We start from the raw sequence: 18986 nt of genomic DNA on the forward strand, positions 1-18986 counted from the left end.
GCGGAGCTTAGGCCTTGTTTCCGATCACATGGTGGTGGTGGCGGTGATGATGGTGGTGGCGGACATGGTGGCGATGATGATGGTGGTGACGATGATGCTTTGCCATCGGGGCGGCATCCGCACTCGTCGCACCGATGACGGGCACCGTGAAAGCCAATGCAACTGCAAGCCCGAGGGCCGAGAGGAGGGACTTCTTCATGGATCGTTTCCTTTTGTTTCGCGGGCGTATGGATCGGGGCAATAGCCCGGTCGCCGCGAATGGAATTACGCGCCTGAATTTTTTCGTCAGTATTTCCCGATTGTAGAATTTTGTTTCTGTACTGTTTCTGCCCAATTCAGCCTCCCGCCACCATGCACGGCAAGATCGAGAGGCGGCCATTGGCCGCCTGTCCCACTACATCGGCGGCACGACGCCGTTGTTTCCGACCACGACGCGGCTGGCGCTCAGCGCGCCGTCACTGCCCCGCTCAGCGGTGACAAAGACCGTCGCACCCGGCTTGAGGTCGGTCGGCGTCGCCGACGCGAAGGTCACGACGGGCGTGGTGTCGGGGATCGAAATCTTCTTGGTCTGGCCATTGTCATAGGTCAGCGTGACCGATCGCCCGCTTATGTCGGTAACGTCGGCGACTGTGCCGTTGGTCATCCGGCTGTTTGGCTGTAGGTCCCAGGGGCGGTCACCCTCGCCAGTGCCTTTCAGCGCGGCCGGAAAGACCACCACCTCCAGGGCGCCGCTGCCGCCATCCGCTTTCGAAACGGAGGCAATGCCGAGGAAATCGCCCTGCTTGATGTCTTTTGCCGAGGCGTTGGCGACGCCCGAGATCTTCCAGCCAGCCTTGAGCTTGATCGCGACGGTATCGCCCTGGCGGGTTTTCACGGTGAGCAGCGTGGGCTCAAAACTGATCACCGTGCCGCGCACACGCAGCGCGTCTGCGGCTTGGGCGGCGTCGGCGCCGGTGAGGGAAAGGCTGGAAATCGTGCCGAGCACGACCATGACTGTCTTCAAGTTCATTGCAAAAATCCTTCCGGGAACGAGCTGGCTGGAACCGGATGGTTTCACGCCAGCGACCCGGAGATAACGAACGTGCGCGGCGAAACTGCCGGCAAAAGGCCGATCGGACCTTCAAAACAACTTGATCGCGACGTGTACGCGAGAGGGCCGCGCCAGGCGCCTGGTTCACGATCCCGTGACGGCCCTTTTGGCTCTTGGCAAATCGCCGGCGACAGGGCATCTTCCCGACCGTCTCAGGCAACACTCCTCATTTGATCAAACTCTTTCAGTCATGGAGTTGCCAATGCCCCATAATGCGAAAAGCGAACCCCTCTCCGAACCGGCAACCAACGGGAGCGGGCCAGATTACAACACCCTCAGAGCGATGCGGGAGACCCGCGGTTACAGCGTGGAAGAGCTCTCCCTGACATGCGGCCTAGCGGTGGACGAAATTGAGGATATCGAAAGCGGCAGAGTGACCGACCCGTCGAAGCTGCGTCGTATTGTGTCCGCGCTTCACCTTCCCCAGGAAGCTCTGATCACCCCGGCTGCGCCGACGCCGGCGGCGCAAGGTCGATCGCTGGCGTAGATCCGCACCACGCTTCCAGAGAACCCGCCAAGGCCCCTTGGCGGGCTTCTTTGTACCTGCCGCAGCGCTTTGCTTCAGCCTGGCACTTGCCGATCTGTCTATCGCACGTGCCTATGCGTCTGGCTGCTGGACCGTAATTCGCCCTCCACAACGTTTTTGAACCGTCGGTTTTTCGATATGAGCCTGGAATCCGTTCGTGCCTTCTTCGCCGCCCATGCGCCCGACATCGACGTCATCGTCACGCAGGCGAGTTCGGCGACGGTGATGTTGGCGGCCGAGGTCCATGGCGTCCTGCCGGCCCAGATCGCCAAGACGATCTGCCTGCGCGTTGGCGACCGCACCATGCTGGTGGTGACCAGCGGCATCGCCAGGCTGGACAACCGCAAGTTCAAGGACCAGTTCGGCGGCAAGCCGCGAATGCTCGACGCCGCCGAAGTTGTCGAAGCGACCAGCCACCCGGTCGGCGGTGTCTGCCCGTTCGGCCTGCCGGCGCCACTGCCGGTCTATTGCGACGTATCGCTGCGCGAATTCGACGAAGTCGTGCCCGCTGCCGGCGCCACCAATGCGGCCGTGCGGATTGCGCCGCAGCGCATGGTTGAGCTCATTGGGGCTGAATGGGTTGATGTGTGCCAAGGGTAGAGTTGGCGCCCAAGCCGGAGTTCAAATGGGAGAGGACATGGTTGCCCAGATCCGAGATTTGGCCGGGCTGACCGGGGCATCTGGAGGGGCGGACTTCGGGGGCAAGTCCTGCTTTGAATTGGTCGGAGTGGCCGGATTCGAACCGACGACCCCTTGACCCCCAGTCAAGTGCGCTACCGGGCTGCGCTACACTCCGGACCGGTCGCGATGTATCGTGATAACCCCGTGCGGGTCAACCGAATTCCGCGACTTTTATCCCGCTGCGATTGCCGGTGCCGGCGAGCCCTGCAAGGCAGGCCGCAACAGCCGCTGATGGCTGTATTCCAGCGCGATGGCGCCCCAGATCAGGCCGAGCAGCAGATAGACGTGGCGCCAGTGGTCGATGTCGATGAAGGTGCCGAGCCCGATATTGCCGATAAAGGCGACATAGGCGCACAGGAGATAGGGCTGCCACGGCCGGTCGCGCAGCAGGATGCGGAAGCCGGCTGCTATCGTCCATAAGACGAGCGCCAGGAACGACACGAAGCCGAGCCAGCCATAATCCATCAGCATCTTCAGCCAGATGTCGTGGGTGTCTTCACCGAAGATCGTGCCGAAGACCAGCGGGCCGATGCCGAACGGATGCTCCATCGCCATTTGGAAGCCGATGCCGTAGCGGGCGAAACGGCCGAGGCGGGCGGTGTCGTAGCTCTGCTCGAGATGGGCACGGTTGGAGAACATCTCCGAGACGCCGGGCAGCTGCAGGATGACGATCATGGCGACGACCAGCAGCGCCAGTGCTGCAATCGTCATCACCACCACGCGCAGCCGGAACATTCCGCTGGCGCTCTGCAGGAACAGGCAGCCGGTGAGCAGGACGGCCGAAACGGCGAACATGCCCCAGGCACCGCGCGAGAAGGAAAAGAAGATGCCGGCGGTGATGATCAGCAGTGGTACCGCCAGCAGCGGCATGCGTGTCACCGGTCCGGTCAAAAGCAGATAGAGCAGATAGATGCCGGGCAGCACCAGGAAGGGGCCGAACACGTTCGGGTCCTGGAAGGCGCCGGCGGCACGATCGTATTTGGTGAACATCTCCGCGCCCGGAAAGGCATGGAAGTAGCCTGCAATGCCAAGCAGCGAGGTGGCCACGGCCGAAACCACATAGGCAATGAAGATCAATCGGTAGAGGCCCGGCTGTACGGCGGTGATCGATGCGAAGAACACCGCGCTGAAGGCGAGAAACAGCGAGACGGCGAGATAGAGCGGTGTGTTGGCGAGGTCCGCCATCTGCGTCATAGAGATCATGCCGCCGATGTTCATCGTCACCAGCAGCACCAGCAGCGGCGTGGCCGCGCGGGAAATCCGCAAGCCGAAAAGCGCACAGATGGCGATCAGCCCGGCCATGTAGAGCTCATAGGGCGCCGGCTCGCTGATGACGAAGCCGGACAGCAGAATGCCGAGGAAGACCGCGCCCGAGGAAATCAGCGCGACCAGCTTGGCGTTGACCGCCGCGCGCGGCAGATCATGGCTGATCGCGCTCAATAGGCGTTTTCCGTGTTGAGCAGCCGGAGCGGCGTGAGGAACAGAATCCGCAAATCGAACAGCAGCGACCAGTTCTCGATGTAGAAGAGATCATACTCGGTTCGCATGCGGATCTTCTCGTTGGTGTCCATCTCGCCGCGCCAGCCATTGATCTGCGCCCAGCCGGTGACGCCGGGCTTGACCTTGTGGCGGGCGAAATAGCCGTCGACAACCTCGTTGTAGAGCAAATTATGCGACTGTGCGGCGATGGCATGCGGGCGTGGACCGACCAGCGACAGCGAACCCAGCAGCGAGTTGAAGAACTGCGGCAGCTCGTCGATCGAGGTCTTGCGGATGAAGCGGCCGACGCGGGTGACGCGCGGGTCGTTCTTGGTCACCGTCTGCTTGGCGGTCGGATCGGCCTTGTCCGTATACATCGAACGGAACTTGTAGACCTCGATGATCTCATTGTTGAAACCGTGCCGCTTCTGATGGAACAGCACCGGCCCCTTGCTGTCGAGCTTGATGGCGATGGCGGTCGCCAGCATCACCGGCGAGAACACGACGATGCCGATCAGGCTGAAGACAATGTCGAAGGCGCGCTTGGCGACCGAATCCCAGTCGTTGATCGGCTTGTCGAAGATGTCGAGCATCGGCACCGCGCCGATGTAGGAATAGGCGCGCGGGCGAAACTGCAGCGCGTTGGAATGCGCCGAAAGCCGGATGTCGACCGGCAGCACCCACAGCTTCTTCAGCAACTGCAGAACGCGCGATTCGGCGGTCAGCGGCAGCGATACGATCAGCATGTCGATACGGGCGATGCGGGCGAATTCGATCAGTTCCGAAATGGTGCCGAGCTTGGGGTAGCCGGCGACGATGGGCGGCGAGCGCTTGTCGCCGCGATCGTCGAAGATGCCGCAGATGCGGATATCGTTGTAGGGCTGCTTTTCGACCGAGCGGATCAGGATTTCCGCCGCCTTGCCGCCGCCGACGATGACGGCGCGCCGCTCCATGCGGCCATCGCGCGCCCAGGCCCGGATCAGCTTCGACATCACCAGCCTGAGGCCGAAGATGAGAACGAAGCCGATGACGAACCAGCTGCCGAACAAAAGGCGCGAATAGTCCTGCGACATCTTCATGACGAATGCCGTCAGCGCCATCAGGGCGAAAGTGCCGGCCCAGACGAGCAGCACGCGGCCGAAATTGGCGATGGGCCGCATCAGGGCGACGATCTGGTAGCAGTCGGTGACGTCGAGCAGCACCACGGCAAGGAACGAGCCCGCTGCGATCGTCACCGGATATTGCCAGGCGAGATAGTTGAAGAACCCGACATAGTGGAAATAGACGGCGAGTCCGGACAGGAACAGCAAGCCGAATTCGACCATGCGCAGGACACCGCTGACCATGATCGGCGACATCGTATCGCGCCGGTACTGCGAGGCGACCTGGCGGGCGACATCGTTCATGCCGCTTGGCGTGTCGCCGTCGGCCGGGCCGTCGAATTTACGCACCGCCTCTGCTGAAAAGCGGCGCGCGGGGTCGATCTCGTTCATAAGCGCTTTCCGCAAGCTTCCCCCCGGTCATAGCAAAAGAGAGCTAAGAAACCCTTGAAACAACGCATGGCTTTGGAACGGCTTGGTCCTGCGCCTACCTGTCGAGTGCGGCGAAATAGGCCTTCTCGATGTCGGCGGCCATCACATCGGCGCCGAAGCGTGCCTTGAGGTTGGCGCCATCGGGCATCAGGTCGCGATAGGCGGCCGGGTCGGCCAGCGCCTGGCTCATCCTGTCGGCGAGCTCGATCGCGTCAGGTCGGATCAGGGCAGGGGAACCGGTGTCGAATATCTCCGGAATGCCGCCGACCGCGGTTGCGATCATCGATTTTCCCGCGGCAAGCGTTTCCAGGACGATATAGGGCATGGCTTCGGCGCGCGAGGGAACGATGATAAGCGCGGCAAGGGCAAAGGCCTCCCTGGCCGGCATCGGCGGTAGGAACCGGACATGGCGCTCGAGCCCGAGGCGTTTCACTTGCCCGTGGTAACGCGGAAGGTCGTCGCCATCGCCAACCATCACCGCGGTCAGCGCGCGGCCGAACCGCGGGCCGGCAAGGGCCAATGCGTCGATGAAAATGTCCGGTCCCTTCAGGTCGCGCATCATGCCGATATAAAGCAGGTCGGCTGCGTCCGGCGCGGTGATCACCGGCTCGAATTCAGTGGCGCGCAGGCCGTTATAGACGAGGGTGTTGGGAATGGGCGGTTCGCCGACCTTGTGGCGATAGGTCCGCCGCTCATAGTCCGAGACAAACAGCAGAGAGTCGGTGAAGCGAGCCATGAAGCGCTCGAGCGCGAAGAACAGCTTTCCGATGACCGTGTTCTCGTCATAGTGGAGCGAGCCGCCATGCGGCGAATAAAGGCGGGCTACGCGAGACCTTGATACCCGCAACAATGAGCCGAACAGACGGGCATAGGCGCCACCCTTGGCGCCGTGCCCGTGCAGTACGTCCGGCCGCAATTCCTTGATGATCCTGTACGTGCGCCAAGCCGAGGCAAGGTCTCCGGGACCGACGTGGCGCTGCATCGGCGTGCGATGAATGCCGAGCGCCAGCATGTCCTTCATCTGCTCGAACAAATGTTCCTCGAACGCGCCGCCTGTCGTCGAATCGCAGACGATGCCAACGGAATGCCCGGCGGCGACCTGCGCCTCGGCCAGGTCGCGCACATGCCGGAAAATTCCTCCGACGGGTGAGCGAAAGCAATGGACGATCCTGAGCCTGTCCGCCACTTGATATCTGTCAGAACAGACGTTCGCGGACGTAGACCGTATCGCCGGGCAGCAGCGGGTCGGAGGTGACCACGCGGCCGGTCATCACCTTGCCGTTGATGTCGCGGGTGATGTCGACGCTTTCCTGGTTGGCGCGCGGCGTGAAGCCGCCGGCAATGGCGATCGCCTTCTGCACCGTCAGGCCGGGAACATAGGAATATTGGCCGGCGGCACCCACTTCGCCCATGACGAAGATCGGGCGGTAGCGGTCGATCTCGACCGAAACGTCGGGATCGCGCAGATAGCCTTGCCGCAATTTGTCGGCAATCTCCTTTTCCATTTGCTGCGCGGTGTGGCCGCGCGCTGGTATGGCGCCGACAAGCGGGAAGGAGAGATAGCCGGATTGATCGACGCTGTAGGTGTTGGTCAGCCCGTCCTGCTCGAACACGGTCACGCGGACGCGGTCGCCGGCGCCAAGACGGTAGGGCTGATCGAGCACCTCATGGAAGGCGGCCGGCGTCGGCCGGTAGCTGGAACAGCCAGCCAGCATCGATACGGCAAGCAGCGCGCGAAACAGGGAAGCAGTGCTTTTCATGGCCGGACAGGTACCTTCGACTGGTCGCTGCAACGTCGCAGCAACTCTAGGATCGAGGTCCGTTATCATCCTGTTAGGGTTAATGGCCGGTAAAGGGAGCGGCCGACACGTGGCGCATCGGCAAGAGTTTTTGTGATTTCTGGCGGTTTTGTTTGTCACCCGCCAGTAAACCCTAACGGAAACTTACCACGATCTTAACGGCTGAGTTACCATAGTTGTTTACGGTGCGTGCTGACCCAGTATCGGAGTAGGGATGCATGTCCGTTCAGTCCGCGGCCGCAGATGTCGATGTCGATCTCAGGCAGCTCTTCGCCAGCCTGGCGAGGAACTGGCTGCGTATAGTCCTCGTCGTCCTGTTGGCAACCGGGCTGGCCTTCGCTTTCGCCTTGCTGGCAACCCGGCACTACAAGGCCGAGACGCAGGTGGAGATCGCGCCGCGCGAATCCATCTACACGCGGCCGGCCAGCAACAACAACGACACCGACAAGCCTATTCTCGACGAACAGGGCGTCGCCACCCAGGTCCAGATCATTTCCTCCAACGAAATCCTCAAGCAGGTCTCGCAAAAGCTCGGTCTGGAAAAACTGCCCGAGTTCAATGAAGCGCTCGACATGTCGGCGCTGAGCCGCGCTCTGGTCCTGGTCGGCCTGAAAAGCGACCCGATGGAAATTCCGACGGAAGAGCGCGTGCTCAAGAAAATGCACGAGAAGCTCAACGTCTATGGCGTCGAGAAGACCCGCATCATTGCCATCGAGTTCTCATCGGAAGATCCCAAGCTCGCGGCCGCCATACCAGACGCCATCGCCGCCGCCTATATAGCGGGGCAAGGGGCGGCCAAGCTCGAATCGAACAGCGCCGCCGCCGACTTCCTGGCGCCCGAGATCGCCGACCTGCAGCGGCAGGTCAAGGATGCCGAGGCGAAGGTCGCCGCTTATCGCGCCCAGTCCGATCTTCTGATGGGTGGCAACAATTCGGTGCTGGCCACCCAGCAGCTTTCAGAACTGTCGAGCGAACTGTCGAAAGTGCGCGCCAACCGCGCCGCTGCGGAAGCGACCGCCGACGGTGTGCGCAGGGCGCTGCAGAATGGCGGTTCGCTGGATGCCGTGCCGGAGGTTCTGTCATCGGACCTGATCCAACGCTTGCGTGAGCGACAGGTCGAATTGCGCTCCAACATCGCCGATCTGTCGACGACACTGCTTGGCAATCATCCGCGCATTCGCGCGCTGAAATCGCAACTGTCCGATCTCGACGCGCAGATCCGCAGCGAGGCCCAGAAGATCATGAAAGGCCTGTTGATGCAGGCCGAGACCGCAAAGGCCCGCGAGAACCAGCTTGTCGCAGACGTCAACACGTTGAAGGCCGCTTCGGCGCAGGCCGGCGAACAGCAGGTCGATCTCGACGCACTGCAGCGCGACGCGACCGCCAAGCGACAGCAACTCGAGCTCTACCTGACCAACTACCGCGAAGCGGCATCGCGCCAGGATCGCAACTATCTGCCGGTCGACGCCCGGATCGCCTCGAAGGCTTCTGTTCCCTCCGAGGCCTATTTCCCGAAGGTCGGGCCGATCGTCGGCGCGGCTTTCGCCGCATCGCTGCTGATCATGGCCATCGTGACGCTTCTGCGGGAGCTGTTTTCAGGCCGCGCGATGCGGCCGGCGAGCGGTTCCCGTTTCGAACGGATCGATGAGGTCGCAATGCCCCATGTGGCGCAGGCGCCGGTCGCCAAGCCATTTCTCCGCCAGGAGCCTGCCGTTTTGCAGGACCCCGTCGTTCGCCAGGAGCTGCCTGAACCTGCGGATGAAGCAGATGCGGAGCCCTATGCCGCCGCGATGCCGGCCATGGCCGAGGCGCCGGATGTGGTCGCAATGCCCGCAACTGCGGCGACAGAGCAAACGGCTGTCGAGCCCGAACCGGCGCGTTCCACCCTGGGCGAGATCGATATCGAGAAAGCTGCCGAAAAGCTGATCTCCAGCGGTGCGGCGCGCGCCATATTCGTCTCGCCGGAAGGCGACGAGGCGGCTGCATCCGCGATCCTGGTGGCGCGCGAGGTCGCCGACGCCGGCCTGCGCGTGCTGTTGCTGGACCTCACCGCGTCGGGGGCCGCCTCGCGGCCGATGCTGGACAGCGGCCTTTTCCCGGGCATCACCAACCTGCTCGCTTCGGAAGCGCAGTTCAGCGACGTCATCCACGCCGATCTCTACTCGGACTGTCACGTCATTCCCGTCGGAACCGCCGATCCGGTTCGTGCCATGCGTGCCGCCGACCGGCTGCCGATCATCATGCAGTCGCTGACGACAGCCTACGACCTCGTCCTGGTCGAGTGCGGACCGGCCGACGCGCAAGGCATCGGCCGCCTGACCGGCGATGCCACCGAGGTCTTTCTCTCCATGCTGGAGGCCGACGATGAGGTGACGCAGGCTGCGGTCAAGCTGATCGAGAACGGCTACCCCGACCTGACGCTGGTGACGCCGCTCGGCCACGAACCGCCCGGCAATCCGGTGCCGGGACGGCGCACTGCCGCTGCCTGAGGGAGCCGCGGATCGCTTGGCGGAACCGTTCTGCGGTTCGCCCGATCTATCCCAGTTCAAGCGTCGTTACGCCGAACACCCTTTGCAGGTCCAGTTCCGGGGCAGGACCTTTGTACATGCGCGTGGTGGTGAAGGTCGGCGCAAAGCCGGCCGCATCGAGCGCAGTTATGAAGCCGGTGTTGTCGGCGGGGACGTCGATGTGCAGCTCGCCACCGTCACAGGCACCGGCCAGTCCCTCCAGGAGTTGCAAAGCGGTTTCCATATCGTCGGCAAACAGCGGGCCGATCTTGAAGCCGGATCGACAGCGGCGCGCCACGCCAAAGCCGGTGACGCCGCGCGAACCGATTGTCGCCAGCCCATGATGCGGTTCCTGCAGCCATCGCTTCAGGAAGGTGCCTCGGGGCGCCGGAAAACAATGGGAGTCATAGGCGATGACATCGGACAGGAGCTGCGTTGTAATCATCCGCAACCCATCGTCCCTGACCGCCGGGCCTGCCTTGCGCCCGGTGAAGCGGATGGTCTCGTAGGCCGGTGCGAAGCCCTTGCGCCGGTAATTGGCCTGCTGCTCGGCGACGCCGTCAAGGCCGACGGTCCGGCCAGCGAGCCTTTTCATGCCGGCGTCCCACACCGTCTTGCCGTAGCCCATGCCGCGCATGTCAGGCCGGGAGATGTAGAGGCCGATGAAACCGAATTCGCTTCCATAGGCCACGGCCGAAATTGCCGCGGCCATGTCGTCGCCGACAAAGGCGCCGATGAAGCCTTCGGGGTCCGCCGCCTGGAGCATCGCCGGGTCTTCAAGACCTGGGTTCCAGCCTTCCGCGGCCGCCCAGTCGACGAGAAGCCCCAGTTCCTGCAGGGACAGTGTGCGGATGATCGGCTTCATGGCGTCAGCTATCTTCTTCCGAGGGCGCTGCCTGACCGGCGGCTTTGCGGCGCAGCACCTTGGTCAGCTTCCAGATCATCGGGCTGTTCTTGACGAAGGCTTTCAGCCGCGCGCCTTGCCGAAGCGTCAGCGCCAGCATGCGGCCCTTCACGGTCAACGGGACCAGCACTTCGAAATGCCGCGTTTCGATATCGCACCACAGCCGCTTGTAAGGCTCATCTCCGACCGAAAAGTCATAGACCTCGAAACCGGTCTCGCAGGCTTCCTGGATGTTGTCGAAGAACAGGAAGTCGCCGGGGCTGGCGTGCCCGAGATCGTCCTCGGCGATCGCTCCGAATTCGCAGATCAGGCGTTTGCCCGAGCGGCTTGAACCGGTGATGGCGCGCAGCTTGCCGGCAACCTCAAGTCCGTGCAGCACGAACGAAGGCTTGTCCTCGGCAAGCGCCTGCATGAACAGCGCGCGGAAGAAGCCGCGTACCTGCGCGTCGCCAAAAACATTGGCGATGCCCATCTTGCGGAAGCGGAGCTCCTTCATCTCGAAGAAGGCGTCGAGCAGCGTGTCCACCTCGTCCGGGGTGCGGGCCTCGATGCGCCGATAGCTGCCTACGGCCTCGAATTTCCGGATCTGCGACCGGTGCTTCTTGCGTTTGCGTTTGCCGCTCGCGCGGGAAAGCAGCGCATCGAAGCCGCCGGCGAGATCGACGGCCAGCGACAGATTGGGGCTGGAAAAATGGTCGAGCGATGCGAGCGGATTGGCGACGCCGTCGAGATCGGGCAGCAACCGCTCGAGCGCGACCAGATCGATGTCCGGGCGTGCCTTGGCGATGGCCGCCAGTACCGATCGGAGGGCCGGTATATCCGCCTTGGCCAGCCAGTTCGGGTCCGCGGCGACGAAGTTGCCGTTGGCGTGGCGCCCACCCATGAAGCGGGCGATCCGGAACAGCCCCTTGGAGGCAACCTCCAGCGCCAGCGAAAAAACCGGTTTGCCCTCGACACTCAGCGTCGCGACAAGCAGGTCCGGTCGTGTCTCGGCCGCCCAATTCTGGACCCAGGCAGCACTCTGCGCCGGCCCAAACAAAGCCGAGCGGCAGAACTCGGCATAGGCCGCGAGTCCGTCCGCGGACGCCACTGAAATCGACAGGTCGGCATGGTCCCGTGGCAAGGCCCGCGACGATGCCTCGGTCGCCGCAAGCCGATTGCCGTCAAATGACGCAGTTGCGTCAACCATACCTCAATCCTTAGGGCGTATTGATCGCGATTTGGGGGTTCGCATAGGCGCATTCCGTGCTTGGATCAGCCTAGGCGCAAAAGGTGAATGAATGATCGACGGCGGGGAGGCAATCCGGAAACTGGCGCTGAACGTCGCCCGCTATACCGGCCTTGCACCGCTGGCCAAGCCGTTCATCGGCGGCATTGGCGCCATCCTGATGCTGCACCGTGTTACCGCGACGCCGGAAAAGCCGGACAGCGTCAACCGGCATCTGAATATCGCGCCCGGCTTCCTTGACGCCATGATCGCCGACATGAAGGCGCATGGCTATGCCTTCGTCTCCATGGACGAAGCGGTGGAGTGCATCAAGGTGGGCGGCAAAGGCGGTCAGTTTGCCACGATCACCGCCGACGATGCCTATCGCGACAACATGGTCGAGGCGCTGCCGGTGCTCGAGAAGCACGGCGCGCCGATCACCATCTATGTCGCGCCCGGGCTGATCAACGGCACAGCCGACCTGTGGTGGGACGTTGTCGAGGACATCGTCAACGCGCGCGATACCCTCACTCTGACGCGGCTGAACGGTCCCCTGACAATCGATTGCTCGACCCCCGCGAAGAAGCTGCAGGCCAATGCACGCCTGCACGCCTATCTCACCGCCGAAATCCGCGAGGAGGACCTGCAGGCTGTGTTGCGTGACCTAGCTCGCGCAAACGGCATCGACTCCGACGGCCCACGCTTGCGCACATTGATGAGCTGGGATGAAATCCGTCGCATCGCCGCGCATCCGCTGGTGACGATCGGCGCCCATACGATCAACCACAGCAACCTGAAGCGGCTCTCCGAAGCCGATGCCCGGCACGAGGTTGGCGCCGTGCGCGCCATGTTGCAGGCCGAACTGGGCGAAATGCCCCGCCATTTCGCTTATCCCTATGGCTATGCCAGCGCCGTCGGCTGCCGCGAAGTGGGCTTTGCCCGCGACGCCGGCTATACCTCCGCCGTGACGACGCGCCACGGCGTGCTGCGCGCCGAGCATGCCGGGTTCCTGCACGCCTTGCCGCGCATCTCCGTCAACGGCCGCTACCAGAGCCTCGCCCACATCCGCACCATGCTGTCGGGCGTGACGACGCCGCTCGCCAATGCCGGCAAGATGGTCGTCACCATCTGACGCTGGCGGTTTCGCCTAGCGCTTGGCTCTCGGCTCCAGCATCAGCCATTTGATGATGCCCATTGCCGGCAGCACCCAGAGCAGGCCGCTGAGCAGGAAGAAAAGGAAATGCACCCACGGACCCGACTCCGACAGCCGGGCGACCGCGAAGATCGATGCGACCAGCGCATAGACGATGACCAGCGCCACCAGCAGAAACATTCCGATCAGCTTTTTCAGACGCAGGGGCATGGTTGGTCTCCTGATCGAGCATGCCGGAATTTGCACAGGCGGCTTGGCAGGCTCAAGGGGTATTGGCCTCGCATATGCCTTGAGGCGAGACTGTGCAACCGGTGAGACGCGGCGCGACGGCGTGCCGCGCCGTATGGTCTTGCCAGCACGGGTGCGATGGTCCACCAATCCGCCAAATCAACCTGCCGGGACAAGATCATGGCTGCCATATCAGCTGCCGCGCCATACGTCGCCCGCGACCGCGACCTGCATAACCGGGCGCTGCTGCGCGGCTGGCTCTATGTGGTGCTTCTGGTGCTGTTTGCGCTGGTGCTGGTCGGCGGCGCCACCAGGCTCACCGATTCCGGCCTGTCGATTACGCAGTGGAAGCCGATCCATGGCGTGATCCCGCCGCTCAACGACGCCGAGTGGCAAGAGGAATTCCAGCTCTATCAGCAGATCCCGCAATATGCCGAGCTCAACAAGGGCATGAGCATCGAGGCCTTCAAGTCGATCTTCTGGTGGGAATGGGCGCACCGCATCCTGGCGCGCAGCGTCGGTCTGGTCTTTGCGTTGCCGCTGCTGGTTTTCTGGGCGACGCGCCGCATCGAGCGCGGCCTGGGCCCGAAACTCGTGGGCATTCTCCTGCTTGGCGGCCTGCAGGGCGCCATCGGCTGGTGGATGGTGGCTTCAGGACTGGTCGACCGTGTGTCCGTGAGCCAGTACCGGCTGGCGACCCACCTGACGCTTGCCGCGCTGATCTTCACCGCCACCATGGTGGTCGCGCGAGGGTTGGCGCCGCATTCCGAGCCTGCCGCCGATAGGTCGACGCAGAGGCTGGCCGGCTTCATCGTGCTGCTGGCGCTGATCCAGATCTATCTCGGCGGCCTGGTCGCCGGGCTCGACGCCGGCCTCAGCTACAACACCTGGCCGCTGATGGATGGCAAGATCATCCCGGGCGATCTGCTGATCCTCGAGCCGGCATGGCGCAACTTCTTCGAGAGCCCGAAGACGGTGCAGTTCGTCCATCGGCTTGGCGCTTACACGGTATTCGTCGTGGCGTTGTGGCACATGATCGCCACGCGCCGGCGGCTGCCTGAAACAACGCATGCGCGCCGCGCGACGCTGCTGTTCTTGGCTGTGCTGGTGCAGGCCTCGATCGGCATCGGCACGCTGCTGATGCATGTGCCGCTGCATATGGCGCTGACCCATCAGGGATTTGCGCTCATCGTCCTGGGGTTTGCAGCCGCCCATTGGCGCGGCACCAAGGGCGCCTATCCCTTGCCGCACGAAATCGCACGCAGGGCCTGACCTCGAACCGATCGGCCAACTACATCCAGAATTCGTTTGTAGATGTCGTCTTCTCGCCATCGAATTCCGCCTGCCGCAACGCCGCGGCGGACGGCGCGGACTGGTCCTGAGCGGCTTTGGCTACCTTGTCGGCGGCCTTGAGCGCATCGAGCCTGGCCTGGGCCACGGCGATATCCTGCTGCACCTGGGCAGCCTTTACCTGATCCGTGATCGCCTTGGCCTGGTCTTCCAGGTCCTGGATCTGCTTTTCGAGCGCGGCCTCCTGGGCTGCATTGCTCGAGGAACTCGACGAGGAATACTGGGCTGCCTGGGAGGAACCCGAAATCGCGCTGACCATGACAAATCCCGAAGTGGAGCCGAGGCCAGTCAGTAGCCCATCGCTGTGAACAAGCGATTACCGCGCCGCAGCCCGCGATCAGAAGCTTGCCCGCACCGCCCGGATCGCCTCGGCGATCGACAATTCGCGGCTCTCCTCGACCTCATTGTCGTCCTCATGATGCCAGGCAGCCGACAGGCAACCATAGGCGATGGCATGATCAAGGACGGCTGGTGGCGTCTGGCCCAGTGTTTTGGCGAAGATCTCGGCCATATGCGCGATCCGCTCCGGATCGAGGCAAAGCTCGTCCCGGTCGAGCGGGTTGTAGAACATGTTCGCGGCGTCGAAGCCGGGGTCGCCGAGAACGCCCTTCGGATCGATCGCCAGCCAGCCGCGCGGCCCGTGCAGGATGTTTTCGTGATGCAGGTCGCCGTGCAGGGGCCTGATATCGTGCGGATTGGCCAGCAGTCGATCGGCGATGATGGCGGCCTCGACATAGAGGCTGTCATGGCCCGAATCGCGGTCGATTGTCGCCTTCTTGAACAGGCTTGAAAACCGTTCCCGGAGCGGCTGAAGCTCGGGCGGGAAGGGGTCTTTCCCCTGTGAAAATAGTTTCGCCATCACCTCGGCCGCGATTTCGGTGGCGGCGTTGTCGCCCTGTTGGTCGAGCACCTGCTCCAACAAGGTCTCACCGGCATATTCGAGCAGCATGCTGTGGCCGTCGCGGCCGAGCAGGCGCACCGCGCCTTCGCCGCGTCGCCAGGCGAGATAATGCTCGCCGCGCAACTCGTCGGCGACGTCGTCGAAAGGCTTGAGCGCCTTGACGATCGCCGGCGAGCCGTCTGCGCGCAAAACCTTCCAGATGCGGCTCGAAAAGGTCTCGGCAATGAGTTCGGGTGCGCTGACTTTCCAGCGCGCCGGAAAGGCGGGCGTGTCCATCAGAGGCCGAGCATCAGATCCATGTTCTGCACGGCGGCGCCCGAGGCACCCTTGCCGAGATTGTCGTAGACCGCCAGCAGCAGGGCCTGCGCCCGTTTGTCATTGGCGAAGACATAGACCTTCATCCGGTTGGTGCCGTTGTAGACCTCGGGATCGATCTCCGGCATGCGCTCCGAATGCGCATAGGGCGCCACCTCGACCACGCCGCCCTTGATAGCGGCGAAATGGTCGGCAATCGCCGCATGCAGTTCCGCACCGGTCGGCACATGGTCGAGGCCGCCAAGCTGCAACGGCACGACGGTGATCATGCCTTGCGCGAAATTGCCGACCGCCGGCTGCATGATCGGATCATGCGACAGCCTGGCATAGGCCCTCAATTCCGGCACGTGCTTGTGCTGAAGGGTGAGGCCGTAGGGCAGGAATTCCGAGGCGTCCTCGCCCTTGGCGACATAGTCCTCAATCATCGGCCGTCCGCCGCCCGAATAGCCCGAAATGCCGTTGACGGTGATCGGGAAATCCGCCGGCAGCAGGCCTGATGTGACCAGCGGCCGCAGCGTGGCGATCGGTCCCTGCGGCCAGCAGCCTGGATTGGCGACGCGTTTTGCCGAGGCGATCGCCTTTGCCTGGTCCTTGTCCATCTCGGCGAAACCATACGCCCAGCCTTCCGCCACGCGATGCGCGGTCGACGCATCGATGACTTTGGTGGTGTCGTTGGCGATCAGCGAGACGCTTTCCTTCGCCGCGTCGTCGGGCAGGCACAGGATCGCGACATCGGCGGCGTTGAGGAACTCGGCGCGTGCCGCCGTTTCCTTGCGGCGTTCGGTCGGGATGGAAATGATCTCCAGATCACTGCGCTCGGTAAGCAGCGCCCTGATCTGCAGGCCTGTGGTGCCGTGTTCGCCGTCGATGAAGATTTTCGGTTTCATGGGTTGATCAAATTCCTTGGTATTTCAACACTATATGCCCTGACCTTGAATCACTGCGGCACCATTGTGGTTGCCGTTGTTCAACTCTTCAAGCCGGGCCTTTCGCTCAGCCAGCAGGCCGAGATATTGCATGGCCACCATCGAGCCGGCGATCGCCGTTATATCGGCGTGATCATAGGCCGGCGCAACCTCTACGACATCGGCGCCGACAATATCGATCTGGTTGAGCTGGCGCAGCGTTGACAGGATTTTCGCCGAGGACGGTCCGCCGGCGACCGGCGTGCCGGTTCCCGGCGCATAGGCCGGATCGAGGCAGTCGATGTCGAAGGTGAGATAGGTCTTCTTGCCGCCGGTGCGGTCAACGATGGCGTAGGCGATATCGGACGCCCGCATCTCCTCGATTTCATGGCCATGGAGGATCTTGATGCCGAACGTGTCGGGCGCATGAGTTCGGATGCCGATCTGGATCGAGCGGTCGGGATCGATGATGCCTTCCTTGACGGCACGGCCTACGAAGGATCCGTGATCGATGCGCTTGCCGTCGTCCGGCCAGGTGTCCTGATGGGCGTCGAACTGCACCAAGGCGAGCGGACCATGGATGGCGGCATGCGCCTTGAGCAGCGGCCAGGTGACGAAATGATCGCCGCCGAGCGTCAGCAGGAAGGCGCCCGACTTCAGGATCTTGGCCGCTTCACGTTCGATCGTGCCGGGTGTCTTCTGATGATTGCCCGAATCGAGCAGGCAATCGCCATAGTCGACGACCGCCAGATGCTCGAACAGATCGCGTGAAAACGGATATTGCGGGTCGTTGTCGAGGATCGCCGAGGCACGGCGGATGGCCTGCGGCCCGAAGCGGGCGCCCGGCCGGTTGGTGACGGCGGCATCGAAGGGAATACCCCATACCACAGCATCCGCGCCCTTCACGTCCTTGGTGTATTTGCGCCGCATGAACGACAGCGCGCCGGAATAGGTCGGCTCGAACGCGGCGCCCGTTTTGGAACGGGCGGTGAAGGCGTTGTCGATGTTGTTGTTCGCCATTACGGATCCTCGTTTTTCATCGGGTTGCAACAACTACAGAACCGGCACGGAAGATGCCAGTCACAGCTTGGCGAGACGGAATGGCGCTGCCCGAGTGCCACGGCAAGACAGGATTGTATCATCATGACGCAGACCGCGTTTCTCAACCCCACCCGTGCCGCGGCGTCGACCCACACCGGCACGGTCGCCGGTGAACGCTTCCTGGTGCTCGATTCGTGGCGTGGCATCTGCGCGCTTCTGGTGGCGCTGTTTCACTTTCCGACCGCTTCGACGATTTCGCAAAGCGCCTTCATCGGTTCGTCCTACCTGTTCGTCGATTTCTTCTTCGTCCTTTCCGGCTTCGTCATCGCCAGCAGCTACGGCGATCGGCTGAACCAGCCGGAACAGGTCGCGCGCTTCGCCTTGGTCCGTTTCGGCCGCATCTACCCGCTGCACCTGCTCATGCTTGCCGCCTTTGCCGGCTTCGAGCTGCTGCGGCTGATGCTGCCGCAACTGCATGGAACCGGGGCTGCTCCCTTCACCGGCGGCTTCGATCTCAAGAGTTTGCTTGCCAATCTTCTCCTGCTCCAGGGTGTCGGCTTCGAGGATCAGCTGACCTGGAATGCGCCGAGCTGGAGCATTTCGGCCGAGTTCTTCGCCTATCTCTTGTTTGCCGGCGTGGTCTTCGTCGCCGGCGCGCGCGCCTGGATATGGTTCGTTGCCGCCGCCGTCACCGCACCGCTGTTCCTGCTCGGCTTCTCGACCCATCATATGGATGTGTCCTTCGATTTCGGCTTCATCCGCTGCCTGTATGGCTTCTCGCTCGGCGCCTTGCTGGCCTGGTTTCAGCATGATTCCATTGCAGGGGCGCGACAGGTCCTCGCCAGGAGTGGCCCGCGGATGGCCTGGACCCTTGCCGAGATCGTCATGGTGGCGGTCATCGTGCTTTTCGTCTCGCTGGCGGGCGACAATGATTTTGGCATCGCGGCCCCCCTGGTGTTCGCGCTGGCGCTGTTTCTGTTCGCCCATGAAGGCGGCTGGATCAGCGCCTTGCTGAGAGCCCCGTTCATGCTGACCCTCGGCGCGCTGTCCTACTCGATCTACATGGTCCACGTCTTCGTTCAGGCGCGCATGATCAACGTCGCCGGGCTCGTCGAGCGCAAGCTCGGCCTCGGCCTGATCGGCGACTTCACGCTGCGCGGCCAGCCTGCCACCGGCTTCGGTGCCGGCTGGATGGGAGCGGTGGCAATCGCCGTCATGCTCGCCGCCACCATTGCCGCCTCCTGGATCACTTGGCGCCTCATTGAGATGCCGGCCATGGCGTGGTTCCGCAGGCTCTCAAAACGCATCTGACGCGCACTCCCCGCGAACAACCGCTAGCCGGCTTCGTTCACCTGGATGTCACGAGGG

At 63.1% G+C, this 18986-nt stretch carries 18 protein-coding genes and 1 tRNA gene; 6 read left to right on the plus strand and 13 right to left on the minus strand.

Going from position 1 to position 18986, the window contains the following annotated elements:
- Positions 1-394 precede the first annotated feature (394 nt).
- Positions 395-1009 carry a hypothetical protein gene (locus tag NKH06_RS26785; protein WP_352894657.1) on the minus strand — a complete coding sequence of 205 codons (615 nt, stop codon included), beginning with the start codon at positions 1007-1009 and terminating at the stop codon, positions 395-397.
- A 283-nt stretch (positions 1010-1292) separates the two neighbouring features.
- On the opposite strand from NKH06_RS26785, the gene NKH06_RS26790 reads away from it, so the two are divergent.
- Entirely contained in the window at positions 1293-1577 is a 285-nt protein-coding gene (locus tag NKH06_RS26790; protein WP_023810249.1) for a helix-turn-helix domain-containing protein, read from the plus strand.
- A gap of 177 nt (positions 1578-1754) precedes the next feature.
- Complete coding sequence (locus tag NKH06_RS26795) at positions 1755-2216, plus strand: YbaK/EbsC family protein (protein ID WP_352894659.1); 462 nt, start codon at positions 1755-1757, stop codon at positions 2214-2216.
- Between the two features lie 119 nt (positions 2217-2335).
- On the opposite strand, the gene NKH06_RS26800 is transcribed toward NKH06_RS26795, so the two are convergent.
- The 5 genes from NKH06_RS26800 to NKH06_RS26820 form a co-directional block, all read right to left on the minus strand.
- A tRNA-Pro gene (locus tag NKH06_RS26800) sits at positions 2336-2412 on the minus strand.
- A gap of 56 nt (positions 2413-2468) precedes the next feature.
- On the minus strand, positions 2469-3737 hold the full coding sequence (locus NKH06_RS26805) for an O-antigen ligase family protein (protein WP_128305464.1): 1269 nt from the start codon (positions 3735-3737) through the stop codon (positions 2469-2471).
- Positions 3734-5269 (minus strand): undecaprenyl-phosphate glucose phosphotransferase, encoded by a 1536-nt coding sequence (locus tag NKH06_RS26810; RefSeq protein WP_128305463.1) that lies wholly within the window; start codon positions 5267-5269, stop codon positions 3734-3736. Before NKH06_RS26810 ends, NKH06_RS26805 begins: the two co-directional genes overlap by 4 nt.
- 94 nt (positions 5270-5363) lie before the next feature.
- Entirely contained in the window at positions 5364-6494 is a 1131-nt protein-coding gene (locus NKH06_RS26815) for a glycosyltransferase family 4 protein (RefSeq protein WP_352894661.1), read from the minus strand.
- Between the two features lie 10 nt (positions 6495-6504).
- Positions 6505-7068 carry a polysaccharide biosynthesis/export family protein gene (locus NKH06_RS26820; RefSeq protein ID WP_013532220.1) on the minus strand — a complete coding sequence of 188 codons (564 nt, stop codon included), beginning with the start codon at positions 7066-7068 and terminating at the stop codon, positions 6505-6507.
- Between the two features lie 257 nt (positions 7069-7325).
- Between NKH06_RS26820 and NKH06_RS26825 the strand changes: the two genes are divergently transcribed.
- Positions 7326-9596 carry a GumC family protein gene (locus NKH06_RS26825; protein WP_352894664.1) on the plus strand — a complete coding sequence of 757 codons (2271 nt, stop codon included), beginning with the start codon at positions 7326-7328 and terminating at the stop codon, positions 9594-9596.
- Between the two features lie 46 nt (positions 9597-9642).
- Here the strand turns inward: NKH06_RS26825 and NKH06_RS26830 are convergent, their stop codons facing one another.
- Together NKH06_RS26830 and NKH06_RS26835 are read right to left on the minus strand one after the other, a co-directional pair.
- A complete protein-coding gene (locus NKH06_RS26830) occupies positions 9643-10479 on the minus strand; it encodes a GNAT family N-acetyltransferase (protein ID WP_352611707.1) in 837 nt (278 codons plus the stop codon).
- Positions 10480-10483: 4 nt separating this feature from the next.
- Positions 10484-11707, minus strand: a complete 1224-nt coding sequence (locus tag NKH06_RS26835; protein ID WP_352774739.1) for a GNAT family N-acetyltransferase — start codon at positions 11705-11707, stop codon at positions 10484-10486.
- Positions 11708-11798: 91 nt separating this feature from the next.
- Here NKH06_RS26835 and NKH06_RS26840 point away from each other — a divergent pair, with 91 nt between their 5' ends.
- The gene (locus NKH06_RS26840) at positions 11799-12857 is read left to right on the plus strand and encodes a polysaccharide deacetylase family protein (RefSeq protein WP_128305460.1); all 1059 of its coding nucleotides are present in this window, start codon (positions 11799-11801) and stop codon (positions 12855-12857) included.
- 15 nt (positions 12858-12872) lie between these two features.
- Here NKH06_RS26840 and NKH06_RS26845 read toward each other — a convergent pair whose 3' ends face one another.
- A complete protein-coding gene (locus tag NKH06_RS26845) occupies positions 12873-13088 on the minus strand; it encodes a DUF2842 domain-containing protein (RefSeq protein WP_023810263.1) in 216 nt (71 codons plus the stop codon).
- A 198-nt stretch (positions 13089-13286) separates the two neighbouring features.
- Here NKH06_RS26845 and NKH06_RS26850 point away from each other — a divergent pair, with 198 nt between their 5' ends.
- The gene (locus NKH06_RS26850; protein WP_023810264.1) at positions 13287-14378 is read left to right on the plus strand and encodes a COX15/CtaA family protein; all 1092 of its coding nucleotides are present in this window, start codon (positions 13287-13289) and stop codon (positions 14376-14378) included.
- Positions 14379-14397: 19 nt separating this feature from the next.
- Here NKH06_RS26850 and NKH06_RS26855 read toward each other — a convergent pair whose 3' ends face one another.
- From NKH06_RS26855 to speB, 4 genes are all read right to left on the minus strand, one after another.
- Positions 14398-14715 (minus strand): hypothetical protein, encoded by a 318-nt coding sequence (locus NKH06_RS26855; protein ID WP_023810265.1) that lies wholly within the window; start codon positions 14713-14715, stop codon positions 14398-14400.
- Between the two features lie 78 nt (positions 14716-14793).
- Positions 14794-15636, minus strand: coding sequence for an aminoglycoside phosphotransferase family protein (locus NKH06_RS26860; protein ID WP_352677836.1), 843 nt, complete (start codon positions 15634-15636; stop codon positions 14794-14796).
- On the minus strand, positions 15633-16559 hold the full coding sequence (gene argC / locus NKH06_RS26865; protein WP_023810266.1) for an N-acetyl-gamma-glutamyl-phosphate reductase: 927 nt from the start codon (positions 16557-16559) through the stop codon (positions 15633-15635). Before argC ends, NKH06_RS26860 begins: the two co-directional genes overlap by 4 nt.
- 30 nt (positions 16560-16589) lie before the next feature.
- Positions 16590-17597 carry an agmatinase gene (gene speB / locus NKH06_RS26870; protein WP_023810267.1) on the minus strand — a complete coding sequence of 336 codons (1008 nt, stop codon included), beginning with the start codon at positions 17595-17597 and terminating at the stop codon, positions 16590-16592.
- A 123-nt stretch (positions 17598-17720) separates the two neighbouring features.
- Between speB and NKH06_RS26875 the strand changes: the two genes are divergently transcribed.
- Positions 17721-18929: an acyltransferase family protein gene (locus NKH06_RS26875; RefSeq protein ID WP_023810268.1), complete on the plus strand. Its 1209-nt coding sequence runs from the start codon at positions 17721-17723 to the stop codon at positions 18927-18929.
- Positions 18930-18986 lie beyond the last annotated feature (57 nt).

The organism is Mesorhizobium sp. M1342 (assembly GCF_040317955.1).
Taxonomy (GTDB): domain Bacteria; phylum Pseudomonadota; class Alphaproteobacteria; order Rhizobiales; family Rhizobiaceae; genus Mesorhizobium.

Coding starts and splice junctions, on each gene's coding strand:
- NKH06_RS26785 (WP_352894657.1), bottom strand. CDS start 1,009: ATGAACTTGAAGACAGTCATGGTCGTGCTCGGCACGATTTCCAGCCTT.
- NKH06_RS26790 (WP_023810249.1), top strand. CDS start 1,293: ATGCCCCATAATGCGAAAAGCGAACCCCTCTCCGAACCGGCAACCAAC.
- NKH06_RS26795 (WP_352894659.1), top strand. CDS start 1,755: ATGAGCCTGGAATCCGTTCGTGCCTTCTTCGCCGCCCATGCGCCCGAC.
- NKH06_RS26810 (WP_128305463.1), bottom strand. CDS start 5,269: ATGAACGAGATCGACCCCGCGCGCCGCTTTTCAGCAGAGGCGGTGCGT.
- NKH06_RS26820 (WP_013532220.1), bottom strand. CDS start 7,068: ATGAAAAGCACTGCTTCCCTGTTTCGCGCGCTGCTTGCCGTATCGATG.
- NKH06_RS26825 (WP_352894664.1), top strand. CDS start 7,326: ATGTCCGTTCAGTCCGCGGCCGCAGATGTCGATGTCGATCTCAGGCAG.
- NKH06_RS26830 (WP_352611707.1), bottom strand. CDS start 10,479: ATGAAGCCGATCATCCGCACACTGTCCCTGCAGGAACTGGGGCTTCTC.
- NKH06_RS26835 (WP_352774739.1), bottom strand. CDS start 11,707: ATGGTTGACGCAACTGCGTCATTTGACGGCAATCGGCTTGCGGCGACC.
- NKH06_RS26840 (WP_128305460.1), top strand. CDS start 11,799: ATGATCGACGGCGGGGAGGCAATCCGGAAACTGGCGCTGAACGTCGCC.
- NKH06_RS26845 (WP_023810263.1), bottom strand. CDS start 13,088: ATGCCCCTGCGTCTGAAAAAGCTGATCGGAATGTTTCTGCTGGTGGCG.
- NKH06_RS26850 (WP_023810264.1), top strand. CDS start 13,287: ATGGCTGCCATATCAGCTGCCGCGCCATACGTCGCCCGCGACCGCGAC.
- NKH06_RS26855 (WP_023810265.1), bottom strand. CDS start 14,715: ATGGTCAGCGCGATTTCGGGTTCCTCCCAGGCAGCCCAGTATTCCTCG.
- argC (WP_023810266.1), bottom strand. CDS start 16,559: ATGAAACCGAAAATCTTCATCGACGGCGAACACGGCACCACAGGCCTG.
- speB (WP_023810267.1), bottom strand. CDS start 17,597: ATGGCGAACAACAACATCGACAACGCCTTCACCGCCCGTTCCAAAACG.
- NKH06_RS26875 (WP_023810268.1), top strand. CDS start 17,721: ATGACGCAGACCGCGTTTCTCAACCCCACCCGTGCCGCGGCGTCGACC.